Source organism: Simiduia sp. (assembly GCF_058345725.1).
This window is the reverse complement of sequence record NZ_JBTUOC010000065.1, coordinates 22,350-36,898: the sequence shown is the minus strand read 5'-3', so window position 1 is coordinate 36,898 and position 14,549 is coordinate 22,350. Positions and strand designations below refer to the sequence as shown.

General features: G+C 42.8%; 11 protein-coding genes. 4 read left to right on the top strand and 7 right to left on the bottom strand.

Going from position 1 to position 14,549, the window contains the following annotated elements:
• Window positions 1-72: 72 nt before the first annotated feature.
• From ACW8F6_RS13915 to ACW8F6_RS13900, 4 genes are read right to left on the bottom strand one after another with little or no spacing between them, the layout of a single operon-like run.
• Complete coding sequence (locus ACW8F6_RS13915; RefSeq protein WP_491576479.1) at window positions 73-1,215, bottom strand: hypothetical protein; 1,143 nt, start codon at window positions 1,213-1,215, stop codon at window positions 73-75.
• Window positions 1,216-1,260: 45 nt separating this feature from the next.
• A complete protein-coding gene (locus ACW8F6_RS13910) occupies window positions 1,261-2,067 on the bottom strand; it encodes a hypothetical protein (protein WP_491576478.1) in 807 nt (268 codons plus the stop codon).
• Between the two features lie 14 nt (window positions 2,068-2,081).
• Window positions 2,082-3,941 carry a hypothetical protein gene (locus tag ACW8F6_RS13905; RefSeq protein ID WP_491576477.1) on the bottom strand — a complete coding sequence of 620 codons (1,860 nt, stop codon included), beginning with the start codon at window positions 3,939-3,941 and terminating at the stop codon, window positions 2,082-2,084.
• Window positions 3,942-3,973: 32 nt separating this feature from the next.
• Window positions 3,974-5,275 carry a hypothetical protein gene (locus ACW8F6_RS13900; RefSeq protein WP_491576476.1) on the bottom strand — a complete coding sequence of 434 codons (1,302 nt, stop codon included), beginning with the start codon at window positions 5,273-5,275 and terminating at the stop codon, window positions 3,974-3,976.
• Window positions 5,276-5,544: 269 nt separating this feature from the next.
• Here ACW8F6_RS13900 and ACW8F6_RS13895 point away from each other — a divergent pair, with 269 nt between their 5' ends.
• The 4 genes from ACW8F6_RS13895 to ACW8F6_RS13880 are packed head-to-tail and all read left to right on the top strand — an operon-like array spanning window position 5,545 to window position 12,581.
• Window positions 5,545-8,031, top strand: a complete 2,487-nt coding sequence (locus ACW8F6_RS13895) for a DEAD/DEAH box helicase family protein (RefSeq protein ID WP_491576475.1) — start codon at window positions 5,545-5,547, stop codon at window positions 8,029-8,031.
• Between the two features lie 31 nt (window positions 8,032-8,062).
• Window positions 8,063-8,941, top strand: coding sequence for a hypothetical protein (locus ACW8F6_RS13890; RefSeq protein WP_491576474.1), 879 nt, complete (start codon window positions 8,063-8,065; stop codon window positions 8,939-8,941).
• 36 nt (window positions 8,942-8,977) lie between these two features.
• A complete protein-coding gene (locus ACW8F6_RS13885; RefSeq protein WP_491576473.1) occupies window positions 8,978-11,839 on the top strand; it encodes a UvrD-helicase domain-containing protein in 2,862 nt (953 codons plus the stop codon).
• Window positions 11,840-11,855: 16 nt separating this feature from the next.
• Window positions 11,856-12,581: a hypothetical protein gene (locus tag ACW8F6_RS13880; RefSeq protein ID WP_491576472.1), complete on the top strand. Its 726-nt coding sequence runs from the start codon at window positions 11,856-11,858 to the stop codon at window positions 12,579-12,581.
• A gap of 357 nt (window positions 12,582-12,938) precedes the next feature.
• On the opposite strand, the gene ACW8F6_RS13875 is transcribed toward ACW8F6_RS13880, so the two are convergent.
• From ACW8F6_RS13875 to ACW8F6_RS13865, 3 genes are all read right to left on the bottom strand, one after another.
• Entirely contained in the window at window positions 12,939-13,271 is a 333-nt protein-coding gene (locus ACW8F6_RS13875; protein ID WP_491576471.1) for a hypothetical protein, read from the bottom strand.
• A complete protein-coding gene (locus ACW8F6_RS13870) occupies window positions 13,268-13,939 on the bottom strand; it encodes a hypothetical protein (RefSeq protein ID WP_491576470.1) in 672 nt (223 codons plus the stop codon). Before ACW8F6_RS13870 ends, ACW8F6_RS13875 begins: the two co-directional genes overlap by 4 nt.
• A 136-nt stretch (window positions 13,940-14,075) precedes the next feature.
• On the bottom strand, window positions 14,076-14,504 hold the full coding sequence (locus ACW8F6_RS13865; RefSeq protein WP_491576538.1) for a Mov34/MPN/PAD-1 family protein: 429 nt from the start codon (window positions 14,502-14,504) through the stop codon (window positions 14,076-14,078).
• Window positions 14,505-14,549 lie beyond the last annotated feature (45 nt).

The window sequence follows — 14,549 nt, the reverse complement described above, 5'->3', positions numbered from 1 at the left end:
TTTCTATAAACAGTTGGTCTCAATAGGATTTTAATATGCGCCAAAAAAGATATCCGACCTCTTTAGTGATGATCAAAGTTTACCATTTAAATCTACGGTTTTACCTCGTAAATAAAAACATACGGGGGCAGAAAGGAGTCTTCTAGAGTAGCGGGGATTCATATAGGTGCTTGCAGTCAGATTTACACAGCTAGGCTGCCCGCTTGTTATAAGTTTGTCTTCAAGGAAAATAACCCCGGAGAGATTTTGAGTAACAGTATCGGCGGTGATGTCCGTTTGAATCTTTCCTATTAGATCAGAGGCTGGCAGGCTAGATCCATTGTAATTGTGAAAAAACTCAGTGCACATCGACTTAAAAAACTGTTTGGGGATGTCATTTGATGGCATGGGGAAAAGAGGCTCTCCCGACCAAGGAAAATGAACCAATATAAGTAGTGATGGCCGAGTTCTATGAAACTTTTTTGTGTGTTGGAAAAGCAGTTTGTGATGAGCCTCACCATGCTTTTCTGGGCTGTATGTTGAAGCGTTGCTGACTACGCGGGAGGACCATACTGGTTCATACTTCAACCCCGTAATTATTTGGCTTTTGATGGAGTTTGGCTGTTTCCCTCCACTCAGTTCTGCGTCCAGTTCGTTTATTAGTTGAGCACGATTATTAATGAATTCGTTATAATCTAAGCCCGCCGGGTAAAAGCTATGAATTTTAACCTGAGTAAGGCCGAGCTTCTTCTGTACCTGATTTACAATACCTTCAATGATTTGTTTGGATTTATCCGATAAAACCTTTACATCAAAATAGCAAAGTCCCCCCTGAACCCCAAAATCATAGTCGATATTATTCATTCCCAGATGTGAGGCGAGTGTTTTTTCTGCAGAAATCGACTGATCAAAGGTTAAGTATCGAGAAGGTAAGTTACAGGTGGTTGCAAAAAAATCTGCTGCAGATAATTCCGAATAAGCGCCATCCCAGTTGTTCTTGCTTGATAGCTCATTTAACGCGTGAATGATAAAGTTTTCAGCGTGTTGATTTCCCTGACTCCATTTCTTAAGGCGGGTGACACGTTCATCAAAGTTAATTTTAAATTTATCAAACTGTTGATGATTAAGCGCATCTATAACTGTATTTGTGTGCGAGCTAGAAAGACTAAATTTGGCTGTGCCATTTCCCATCAATCGATTAATTCTGGTGGCATAATTATTTAGAGCTGTCGTCATACGATTAACATTTCTCACTAACGTAGTGGTTGATTGGCGGCTATATTAGAATAGTCCAATGATGCGCCCAGCAAGGCCAATAATTACAGCAAGCATGACAAATAGCGACCACAGCCAATGTTCCTTTATAAGCTCGATGATAGCTTTTGGATGCGCGCCATACTTATCCTTCCACGTAGCGTTTGTGACTATGGAACCGTCGACTATCCTTTCCACGATATTAGACATACAGTCAACTTTCCGAAGTGTCGATTGGTGAAGTTTAATATATTCTTCCTTCTCAAAAGCCTCTGCTTCTTCTTTCCCTGTCAGAGCGCCTTTATCTGTCATTCGATTCATGGTGATCAGCTCTTGAAACCTTCCAAATTCACCATGATTTGTGTATTGCCGGCCGAATAGCGATACCAATACTCTTGCTAGATCATGTTTCTTGTCATCGGGAACAATATAAGGCTCCCCACCAAGAACCTGATATCGATGTTCGATTGCGGAGAAACCGTAATTTCCATCTCGCATGTTCCAATGAATAAAATGAAATGTTTGCCGATATTTTAGATATTCAAAAAAATCAGAAAGCATTTCCTTCTCTAGGTCATCATATTTATTTGGTATATCTTTAATCGCTACTCTGCGCCGTTCTGCTATTTTGTGAATAGAGAAGCTTTCGGTTTGTGCGGTTTTTAAATTTCGCACTGCAATTGATGTGACACGAGGCGTTCGTCCATCCTTTATATCGTAGAATGATTCGCATGAATAATGGATGATTAAAACATGTTCCGCGCTGTCAAATAGCGTTTCAATCTGTCTGCGCGCTTCTTTTCGTTTTCTTATTCGTTTTAGTTCCGACGACATGGTATTCCTTTGTCTTATCTATTTTGGCTCATGCTAACTGTTGGCGAGGCTGTTTGCCATTTCGGCGTGTCTAGCGCGCGTAGGACTGACATACAAATTGAAGATATATTTGTGCTTCGTTTGACAGATGTTACATACATTCCCCATGAAGTGAATTCACGCTTGTAGGCATTGAAAGAATTTTGCGCCAATGTGTCGAGTAATAGCTGTATGTAGCTCGTTTTTAGCGTTGTTTCGCTCTTTGATCGAAAGATATACAAGGCATAATATTCATGAGTGTGTGGGTTGTTATTTCTGTGTTCGATGTAGAGTAAATAATAGGTTCTACGGCTGGCATGAACTTTTTTCAGCATATATTGGCGAGGGCGAATATACTTTCCGTCTTGATATATTCTGGACCACGTTTGTCCAACTTTTGATTTAGGTACAGTAAACTCGGATACAGCGCCGTAGCCAGCCTCATTTGCTGGAACTGTAATGATGTCAGATATGCTGTCAATATTTTCATTTATCTCAAGCTCCTTGGAAACGGCAATAAACGTAGAAAAGTTCGCTGGGACAAGATTTTTTCTGGGTTTTTCATCCTTATCTTTTTCGTCATTCTCTTGGTCTGAAGGGACAATTGAGATTGGGCGTGAATCGTCGTCAGTAAACGATATATCGGAAGTGGATTGATTAGTTGGGGTGTTACCTGGTGGCTTCCCAGTCGTCTCTGCGCTAGGTTTGTAGCGGACTGAATATTGTCGCTCTATGTTTACAGGGTAAAAACGTTTGGATGGAATGCGAAATAGTTTAGTATCAAAATACCCGCTTGGCAGTGAATAAGGATCGTTAACGCCATTTCCTTCATCGTTCGCTCCTGTGAATTTTAACAATCGCTTTTTACGTGCTGTCGGTTCCCCATTGATATCATTTCCTTCCTCCTCAGTGTCATCGGCTACTGGTGTTTCACGGTCGATAATGAGGTGATCAAATGGTGGTGCGTGTGTGCAGCCTAGAAGAGACAAAACAAGAATTCGCCTATGTGCATATTCGCTTGGCGTCGGAAGTTCTATGCCATGTCCACTTAATGTGGTTTCACCTTCAAATGGAAAGTTAGCGTCAATAGCAATTCTTTCCTCATCAGAAGAACGGTTTGTTTTAATAAGATGGTTCCACATACTGTGTGCTGAGGCATAATACTTGTCACAAGCTAGCCATCGGGCAATTACGTAAGCATCTTCGTCGGGAAATTCTCGGCGAAGAACGACTTTAATTTGCCTTTTTTCTCTATTGAACTTTGATTTTGATAAGTTAGCAAAATAATTTTTATCGGTGATGGCAGATGAGAAGAGTAATTTATTTAGCGTAGAACTGCTGCAATGATAAAAACGAATTAACTCTGCCGTTGGGATCAGCAGGCCATAGGGGTCATTTTCACGTCTCACTGCTACAAGCTTCCCCGCCCACTTAGCTCCAAAGCCAAATAAATTTGACGGAATGACAGCGGTGCCTATTTTATGTGAAGCATTGTTACGATCTCTGAAGAATGTATTGGCTACGATATTTTCTGTTACTGTCTCGGTGTTGATCGTAACAGGAATAGAGAAATTGCATGTGCTTGGTCTGCTTACTATGTTTCCGTTTTTTAGAAGGCTTCCTGCCTGAAAGCCAAAAAATTCACCTACTGATATGGCTACTGGCTCTTGTCGATCTCGCTTATAGAGCATCGCGATATCTTGCGCGGAGCTTTGAACGAACGTCTCCGGAATAGGTGAAACGTTGAGCTCTATTATGTGATTGGTTTTGCAGTATGGGTTATGTCTTATATGGCCAATAGAGTCAACGTGATAGGTCTGATTATCTTTAGGTAAGGTTGATAATGGTTTTAGCATTTATTTACCTTCTCTTTTAGGTAGGTACTCGCTTACACTTCGGTAGTTGGCTCAAGTTCTTCAGAGGTTGTTTCTTCGTTTTGCCGTTGATATTTCGCGGTTTCTTTTATGGGATCGCCATAATCAATTGTGAATGGAAGGAATGTTTCTATAAAAAGGCTGACGATTTCGGGCTCACGAAATGTCGTTTCATTTCTGTTGTGCTGCCCGATATCGAATTTCTTTTCCTTGTCCTCGTTGAACCAATAATTGGTGAGATTGGATTTGATCTGATTAACGACGACATATTTTGGTACCCCATGATCCGTATAGTTAGGCGTAAGTTTTCTGAACGACCAGTCAATAGCATAAATGGTTTTGTATAGGCCAAGGTTAAGTATCGCCTTTCGAATGACGCTGGCAAACTCTTTAGAAATAACAGGGTTTAAGTTTCTATTTCGGCACAAGTCAACGAAAAATTGGATGCTTTCGCGGACACACAGTTCGCCCATCAAGCGCAGGACATCGTCACGCGTTTCTAAATTGATAAATAGGGATCTGGCGTGGGAAGTAAGTCGGTCGTCGATCGTCGCGCCATCAAAAGGGAGTATGAACCGCAGGCGGCTTTCTATTAGTTCATGTTTATCCACAGATGTCATATGCACTGCGTCGGAGAGCGACGCTGGATCCAACTTAAGGAGGCCATAGGAGCGTAGTTTATCGATGGTTTCTGCCTCTGACATGTTGAGAAAGTAAGTACATGGCGGTTCAAAGCTTTCATGCTTAATTAAACTGGTTCCATTCTTATGAGAAACCGCGCCCTTTTTTTGGCCTCGCCTAAACCAAGCTATCAGTAGGCTTTGCTCGGGTGTGAGATCTTCTAGTCGCTTTTCAGTAAAGCTCTGTTCAAATTCAACCTCGTATTGCTCTATCGCCAATTGTTTGTTGGTTTCCATGAGTGCTAAACAGGCATCACATCGACAGTCATCAACAAGAAAATGTTTGCAATCCACGCATTGGGGTATCCCTATTTTGTAGCCTTCTTCAGTTCTTATAGCCCGTTTTGGGATATCAATTAGGCTGTAGCGATCTAGGCAATTCCCATGTTTCGTATGTTTTAGCGAAGCCGAACGGTTCACGAAGCGAGAGGTTACTTCGCCTTTACACAGCGGGCATCGTTCGTTGTGCTTGTAGTGACCAAATGCATCTGGTATCGCGAGATCATCAAGATCGTACGACTCACGCAGTTTTTCTAGGGTCATCTTGGGACTGTTGCAATAATATGCTTGTAGAAGATTGAACAGAACCTCCTCGGGAAGATCCGATACAATCCTATCGATGGCTTGATTGTTCATCTGATTCACGCGTGTCTAGTTGACGTTTGAGGCGTCATACCGCAGTAAGGCCTCTTGAACGCAGAATACTCTAACGTATCGATGTATTGTTTATAAAGTGCGTTTTGCGTGGCGCGGATGTCTTAGGTGCCATTTTCCGCCTTATTCCAACATATAGGTGTTTTTTTGCCGACATTTTCATACCGTCTGGGTATATTGGTTCCCAATTTGCGGTGTTAAAGCAGGCATTGGCAAACATTATTCATTGAGAATATAGGGGCCTCGTTCGTATGTTGGATCTATCAAAAATCAAAGCTAAAAAAAGGGAAGCACTTACCGTTGATCCGGTTGAAATTTTTCGTAAGAACAGCGCTCGAATGTCTGAATCTGGGGTCAATGATCTATGGGCTGGGCAGGTAGATGCTCTGAGAGAGTGGCACGCAAATAGGGGCGAGTCTGATATTTGCCTTGTTTTGAACACTGGCGCGGGAAAGACACTGATCGGTGGATTGGTATCTCAATCGCTCGTTAACGAAATACGAGGTAAGGTGGTTTATGCGTGTGGCTCAATACAGCTTGTCGAGCAAACTCGTGAAAAGTTTGAGAGCTACGGTCTTAAACCAACTACGTACATTAGTGGTGAGTTTAGTAATGACAATTTTGATCAGTGTCAGGCTGTGTGTATTACAACCTATCAAGCGCTGTTCAATGGCCGGTCGCGTTTCTTCGAGGAGGATATTGGAGCCGTAATTTTTGACGATGCCCACACTGCAGAGGGTATGATTAAAAACCATTTTTCGCTTGAAATCAGACGGAATCATTTTCAAGAACTGTACGATGCACTCTGCGCAGTTTTCCAGCCCTACTACCAGAAAATGGGTAAGGCGGGTACTTTCTCGGAAATCTGTAGTGGGCAAAATAGCCATGTGGAGTTGGTGCCACCTTCCGAAGTTCTGTTTAACCACGCCACGCTTGTCGATTTGTTGAAACGCGGAGGAGTGAATGAGAACTCTGATACCAAGTTCGCGTGGAACTATCTTAAAGACCACATCGATATATGTGCGGTGCTGATTTCAGCGGGCACAATTCAAATTACGCCACCTTTTATTCCAGTATCTCGGCTTCCTTATTTTTCTAACAAAGTCAGACGGGTGTACTTAACGGCAACGATGTTAGGAGAAGATGCCTTCGTAAGGACATTTAGCCGGCTACCACAGAAAACGATTATGCCGGATACGCCGGCGGGTCAGTGTGAGAGGCTTATTTTATTTCCTGCGAAATCTGAAAATGTCGTGGATGATTTGATGTCAGCAAAGGAGTTGGTATCTCATACTAAAACCCTCATCATTACCCCTTCACGAAGTAGTACGGCCCGTTGGAGCGACGTTGCGCTTGTCCCCAGTCGGCAGGAATTTGTTGATGCGATAAATAGTTTCAAATCTTCCACTAATGCAGACAAGATTGTTGTCGCTGCTAGATATGACGGCATCGATCTTCCTGGTGACACTTGTAGAGTGCTAGTACTAGATGGGTTGCCGATGGGGTCAAGTCTGCTCGATAAATTTCAATGGGAATCCCTTCGCTTATCAAAGTCACTACGATCAATCATCGCTTGCCGAATTATTCAGAGTATGGGGCGTATCTCTCGTGGCATGAGCGACTACGGCGTTGTAATTGTCATTGAACGAGAATACGTCAAATGGTTGAGCCAACCTAAAAATCAAGCGTGTTTACCCGAGTTCATCCAAAAGCAGTTTATGTTGGGAAATGATATTTCGAGTGCTTCAAGTGGTTTTGATGATCTTTATAAGGTGATGCGTCAGTGTTTAGATAGAGATGAAGAGTGGCTCGATCTCTACGAAAATTATATGGACGAGTGTAACGTTGAAGTTGACGAAAATGAGTCCGGTATCTTAATCAGATTTGCAGAAAATGAGGTCATGTTTTCAGAGTGTCTCTGGGACCGAAACTACCCGGAAGCTGCAAGGTTTCTGAGCGGGATACTTGATGAAGCCTTTACAGTTAGTGACAGTTTGGGCGCATGGTATGCTCATTGGTTGGGTCATTGTTTTATGTTAGCTGGGGATGAGGAAAACGCGCAAACACTTTACCGAAGAGCTTCAGGCGTAGCGAAGAATTTGCCTAAATTGGCGGTGACATCGGACTTGTCTCAGGTTGCTATACCTACGCAGGTGGTTGAGATTGCTGACCAGTTTGAAGTGGCGGGCGGATCAAAAATATCAATTCCCAAAAATATGGTGAGTAGTCTGCAGGGGTTAAAGCAAAGTGCTAGCAGCAATGCAACGGAAGAGTCGTTACGGGCATTAGGTCAGTACTTGGGGTTGAATGCTTCTAGACCTGACAATGAAGTGGGTACCGGGCCTGATGTGCTATGGATGGATAGTGGTATTGCGTATTGTATAGAGGCGAAATCTGGTAAGAAGCACAAAGGGACGTACACGAAAAAGAACATAGGCCAACTCTCAGATCATATCAATTGGGTGAAAGCAGAATATCCAGATATCGGTTTAATTATTCCGATATTTGCGGGCCCTGAACTCCCTGCAACTGACTCAGCGAATCCGTCGACCGACATGCGAATTGCTGAATTGGAAAAGTTTGAGTTGCTTGCGAACGAAATTATCGCTGCCTATCAAGATATTGCTAGACAATCTATTCCCTTAAGCCTTGTCGCAAATGTGGGAGACATGGTTCGCCAGCGTGGGTGGGTATGGAGTGACTTGCACAAAACGTTCGACCTAGTCGTTTTTGATTAACTTTATGTAACCAAAGTTGGAAGAGAGCCGTATGCAGCTACGAGATACGTTTTGTATTACGCAATTGCCGACTGAGGCTGTGTTGGAGCGCTATACCGAAGCCAAGCGTTGGTTAGAGTCAATTGGAATCAATATTAACCCCTCTCGCTTTAACCAGTATCGAAAAATACTTGAGCGAGCAGATTACACCGGAGACGTAGAAGAAAGTTTCCAATATCTATGGATGAACGTTGAGCTTGATGATATTTGCCAGATTCACAAATATCTTTCACAACACACATCTCCTGAATTTATCCAGAACTTGAAGCTAGCCATGAAAGGGCCGTTGTTATTGGATGACGAATCTGTCAAAGCAGGCGGAAATAAAGGAAGAAATTATACGTTTGAGTTGTATTGTGCCGCTAGATTGGCACGAGCCGGATTTAATGTTGGGTTAGAGTCAATATCTGATGTTGAATTTAGCTTTAGTAGCATGCGCTTTCACGTTGAGTGTAAGCGTGTTTTTGATGAGAAGCGTCTATACAATTTGGTAATCGAAGCTATGAGTCAGGTTGATAGACGCTGCAATGGCGATCCAGCGTGTCGAGGAGTTGTTGCACTTTCAGTTTCGAAAATGATTCATAAAGCTGTCGGAGTCAGCGCTCGGGGCGTATACGCTGATATCGATGAAATGCAGATAACAATGCGAAAGTTAGTCGGCAAGTGGGGATTAATGTTTCAGAATATTTTCGAAGGGATGTCTAAAAATACGGTTGGTATTCTACTTCACTACAAGATGCCATTTATAGACACCGGGTCGGGCGCTGTAGCATTCTTGAGTCGGTTTGGAATGACCCCTTTGGACAGCGCTCCAGGGAATCTGGTCCTTGGCCATAAACTATCAGGAATGCTGGCGGAATCCGTTCAGTAGGCTTTTCGTGTTTAGTAAAGTAGAAAACGCATCTAAATGAAAAACCCTCATTATTTATTTAGCCCACCTTGGTATGTTCGTGCATTGCCCTGGTTTGACTACAGCATTCATGTTTATAAATCTAGCATCGAAATTATTTCAAAAAACAATCGTTCGGTCATCGACCTGTCTAGTTTGAGTGCTCCTCCAAAGATGGAGCCCTCTATCATGTTCTATTCAATTGAAATTGATGGAAATAAATACTGGGGGTTTAAAAGACGTTCTGCCTTATCATTAGTTAAGATTGTTGGCTCAGGTTGGTATTTATTTCGGCGCGAAAAGGTAGCATCGTTCGTGTCATATTGTAAGTCTGAGTTCATATCTCGCTACATACGCGAGTCACAGGTTGTGAATTTTGTATCCAAGGCAAAGGAAATACAAAATTGGTATATCACACCGCCACCGACAGATCTTCTAGACGCTGAACAAGCGCACCCATTTTTCTTCGTAGAACGACTAATCCGTCATACTGATTCTGTTATACAGGAGGCTCGTAGTGTTTTTACAAAACGTGAAACTGAAAAATATAAAGAGTTATTTGATTCTGTTGAAAGCAACCCTTTAACAGGAAGACAGCGTGAGGCGTGCGTTATTGATAATGACAATAACTTGGTTTTAGCGGGTGCTGGTACAGGAAAGACGAGCACGATGGTAGGGAAGGCAGGTTATCTTGTCGCGAGTGGAAAGGCTAAACCGAATGACATCCTTATGTTGGCTTTCGGTAACGAAGCTGCTAAAGAGCTGCAAGAGCGTATAAATATAAAATTAAATAACCCTGAAGTTAGATCAGCAACGTTTCACTCTATCGGTAAAAGTATTATCGCGTCGGTAGAAAAACGATCGCCTTCGATATCGGACATGGCAACAGATGGAAGGAAATTCAACAAGTTCGTTGATGATTGTCTCAGCGATCTTTTAAAGGATCCAGAATATGAAAAGAAAGTGATTCTGTATTTCGATCGTTATTTGTTCCCGGACGAAAACCCATTTGATTTTAAATCGAAAGGTGAGTATCTCGACTACTTAGAAAGTAATGAAATACGGTCACTAAAAGGTGATGAGGTAAAGAGCTACGGTGAGCTTCTAATCGCGAACTACCTTTTCTTAAATGGGGTTGAGTACCAGTATGAAGCGCCTTATAAGGTGACGACGTACACTGAGTCATTTCAACAATACCGCCCGGATTTCTATTTGCCGGAGTATGGTATTTATCTTGAGTACTACGGTATTGATCGTCAAGGCAGGACAGCACCATATATAGATGCTGAAAAATATAATTCGGATATTGAATGGAAGCGCGAGCTACACAAAGCAAATGAAACAGAGTGTCTTGAATTATATCATTACGAAAAAGTTGAGGGTTCACTCCTTAGCAAACTAACAAAACTATTGTTGGAAAACGGTGTAACTTTATCTCCTTTGCCAGAGGAAAGTGTGCTAGCTACACTAAATGAGTTTGGGCAAATATCCATGTTGTCTCGGTTGCTGAGTGAACTCATGACAAGCGTGAAATCTAGATGTCGCAATATAGGTGAGGCGAAGGAGATTGCACGAAATGCCAATAATTCCGAACAGGCGTCTGCAGCAATGGATCTGCTTACTCCCATTTTAGAAGCCTATGAAAATCATTTGAAATCGGCCGGCGAGATTGACTTCAGCGATATGATTCATCGGGCGGTTCAGTATACACTTGACGGGAAATTTGTGCCGAGATGGAAATATATCTTGGTTGACGAGTTTCAGGATATTGCATCGGCTAGGGCAGATTTGATTCGAGCTTTGAGAGATGCTTGCCCAGACGCAACGCTATTTTGTGTTGGTGATGATTGGCAGTCAATTTATCGGTTTACTGGAAGTGATTTAAATTTCACAACCCAGTTTGAAAAGTACTTTGGTTCGTACTCGGTGACCTCGCTGGATAAAACCTATCGTTTTAACAACAGTATTTGTGATGTCGCATCTAAATTTATTACGGCCAATCCAGTTCAGGTTAAAAAAACTCTGCATACCCATACTCTAGTGTCTGATCCAGCAGTTTCTATTTTGAGGAGAAAAAACGCGACTGATTTGGACCATGTTAGGTTAGCACTGGAAAACATTTCGAGGATAGCGGAGAGGCCCTCCACAGTCTATGTAATATGCCGTTATAAATACACTTTTTCAACACAGAAAAGTCGTGACCTTTTTAAATTATTTAACAACACATTTCCAATGTTAACGATTAAGCCAGTTTCTATGCACGCAAGCAAAGGGAAGGAGGCTGATTACGTTGTAATAATTGGTTTGGAAAAAGGTAAGAATGGTTTTCCCTCAGAAAAGATCACCCACCCATTGTTAGACCTATTCCTCCCTAGCTTAGAATTATACCCTTTCGCTGAGGAAAGGCGATTATTCTATGTCGCGCTCACGCGGGCGAAAAAACGCGCCTATATCGTAGCCGATATGGAAAAAGCATCGGTTTTTATGAGCGAGCTTTTGCGCAAGGGAGAGTATGATTTGTGTCTGGATGAATTTGATACGCCTGTCGAGCAAGCCGAATACGAATCGCTGCGCTGCCCAGAGTGCAATACCGGAACATTATCGATTCGGGAAAATAGTCTAACGGGTATGAAATTTGTCGGTTGCTCTCATTATAGTCGTTGTAAGTACACTGAGTCATGCTGTGAAAAGTGTAGTAGTGTGATGTGCCGAGAAGAAAAATTTAAAACCTGTCTATCTTGTGGTTGGAAAGTGCCACTATGTAAACTGTGTGCGGGCGATATGCGTCGGAGGCCGCAGGGATTCTGGGGATGCTCAAATTATCGGGGTAAAGACAATAAACCATCATGTCGTAATACCGAAAGTCGAATCTCCTTCTAGACAATAAGGAAATCTCATGGCGAACATCTCAGATCTAAGAGGAATTAAAAAGTTTATCACGCTCCCATTAATTTCCGTGGATCAAGATAGAAATCAACTACCTGCAACATTCGCATCTGCAACCGTCGCATGTGTTGAGAATCGATTTTTTATTGTGACGCCTGCACACGCCGCCCAGTATGCAGAAGGAAAGCCTGTATTTCTAAAACTAAACAACGATGTATTATCTCTCGAAAATAAGAAAGTACATACTAATTTCGAAGCAGATATCTCTGTCACAGAATTGATAAATGACGAAATCGATAAGGTGTTTGAAGAGGCACATGTCGTTTGCAAAGAAATGTTTTTCCAGATTGATGAACAATCAATTTGCATTTTGGAAGGGTTTCCTGCTAATCGAAATAAGATGAAAAGTCGTGGAAAGCCAGTTGTAAAAAACTTCCATCATGTTGTTCTTCATCATCCAAATTACCACTATTTTCCAGACGATCGTTACTTACCTGATATTCATTTTGCATACCACTATGATGAGAAAAATCTGTGTGATGATGACGGTGTACCCATAGATAGAAGAGAGCTCAAAGGCATGAGTGGAGGGATGATGCATCTGGTCTATAAAGATGGTATCTCTGTTCCATATGGAGTTCTGTTGGCGCTAGACAACAAAAAGAAGTGCCTCGTGGGACTCAAATACAGCTTTATTTTAGACTGGGTAAAGACGAATCTTGACGTTATAGGCTGATAGTGGTGTCCCGAAGGCTACTATAGTATGGATGACCTGCTGCTCTCAGGCTCTGTAGGCTATTTGCTCTTATCGCTGGCCACCTATGGCGCTTCGCAGATCCCATTGCTGTTTATAGACAGGGGGGATTCATACCCGGTCACTGCTTATTATAGGTTTCGGTAGCCCACTTGGTCAATTGGGTTGAGCAAAGTGCAATCTGGGAGGGCCGGCCTCAAGTGGCGCTCACGATATTTGCTCTAGGCATTCCCCATAGATGTTGGCGCGAAAATCAGGGTGAATGTTACGTTTTCTCGGTATTTATTTACAAGTACCTAGAAAACGTATCATTCCGCCGAGCAGTCGTGGTGTACTTGGTTACCACTCTGCTGGGTTTTCGTAGGCTTCTTTGATTATTGAGTTAAAATCTGCGTCACTGAGGTCTGATTGATCGCCAAAGGGGTAGCCAGAATCATGAATGCGCCCAGAAATAGCACTAATGTCGATACCGGGGTAAGCACGACGGAGAAGATCAAGAATAATTGATGAGTCTAGGCTGGAGAGGCGCTGTTCATTGATGAACGTTGCTAAGGCTTGTGACGGTAAGATGCCGCTATCAATGTCTGTCTTGAACCGATTAACGTGTGCCTGTGGAACGCTGTCGATAAGAGGGTTTTCAATGGAGTAAAGGTCTGGTTTCCTATCACTCATAACAAGGCATCCTCCTTATTTTTAAACCAATGTACTTTCGCTGCTTGCCAGGCACCTTTTTTTATACCTGTATCAAGCGCTTCAACATGCCGATAACCGAGAGATTCCATCATACCTTTTGACCACTCTTTTTCTATTTGTTCCGGCGACTTTCCTGTACGAGTCCCAAGCTGAAGGCGGAGAAGGTTGTCGTTAATGTAAGTGTTGACGATATTTTTAACTCCAAAACGCTGCTCCATTCGCTGAATCATTTTTTTTAGTTCCTGGTGCGCATAGAAACCAGAAACGTACACCCGTTTAGTTGGATCTTGCGGATGATTTGCATAGGAGCGAATGTCCCAGTGTATGTAGGGCCAGCGCCCTGCTCTATGAGAGTGTTCGTAAAAGCCCCGCAAATAAGCGGCCCGTGTACCACGGAATTCGACTACATATTGCTCACCAAGGAATCCCTCTCGGATGCGTTCTGCCGTGATTACAAGGCGGTCTACCTTTATTTGAACTGCCGAGAACGACACCTTGAACCAGTTGCCATCAGACGGCACCTCAAACACATTATTCTTTTGTTTGCCCACCTGGCTGCTCAGGGGGTCTGCGATATCTCCGAATACCCCTTGTTTGTCCTTTTTTAGTAAATCGAGCTTTTTCTTGAAAAAGTCATCGTTTGTCATTCGAGATTCCTTGGTAGCAGGGTTTCAATTTAGGTTACAACGCCAATAACAGGGTGAGATCATACTCAAAAACCTAAATATGGGGGAACTAAAATGGTCTCAATCTGGGTTTCTCTCCACAGTTTGGCGTCTATCTTTAATGTTGTTTGTTTGATGTCCAATATTGGCCTGTTGGGGCAGTAATTGTCGTTATCTTGGCGTTAATCGATAAACCGAGCCAATATGCCTTTGTCCCCTGTATAAGTAGTATCATTGGGCGACTTGGAAGCGTCTTCTTCCATTCAGCAATATCCAGGGATGAGGGCTTGGGGTATGCCTCAGGGTGGGTATGCCATTCCCCCACCCATGTTTGTGTCTTCCCCGATGAGTGCCACGCAGAAAGCACTGATCGTTGATGATGGGAGCTTTGGCGGCAAAAGCTCACTCGTGTGCTTTTATCGTATTTACTGGGCTTAGTAGCATCAACAATACGGATATGCTGGTGCTCCCGATATTCACCAATTAAAACACCCGCTGATTCAGTAGCGGTGGGCGTATTTTGTCTGAAAGACTTGACTATGGACATCACGTCCGCCTCAATCAAGAGGATTCCTCCGGTCGGCAGTTGGGT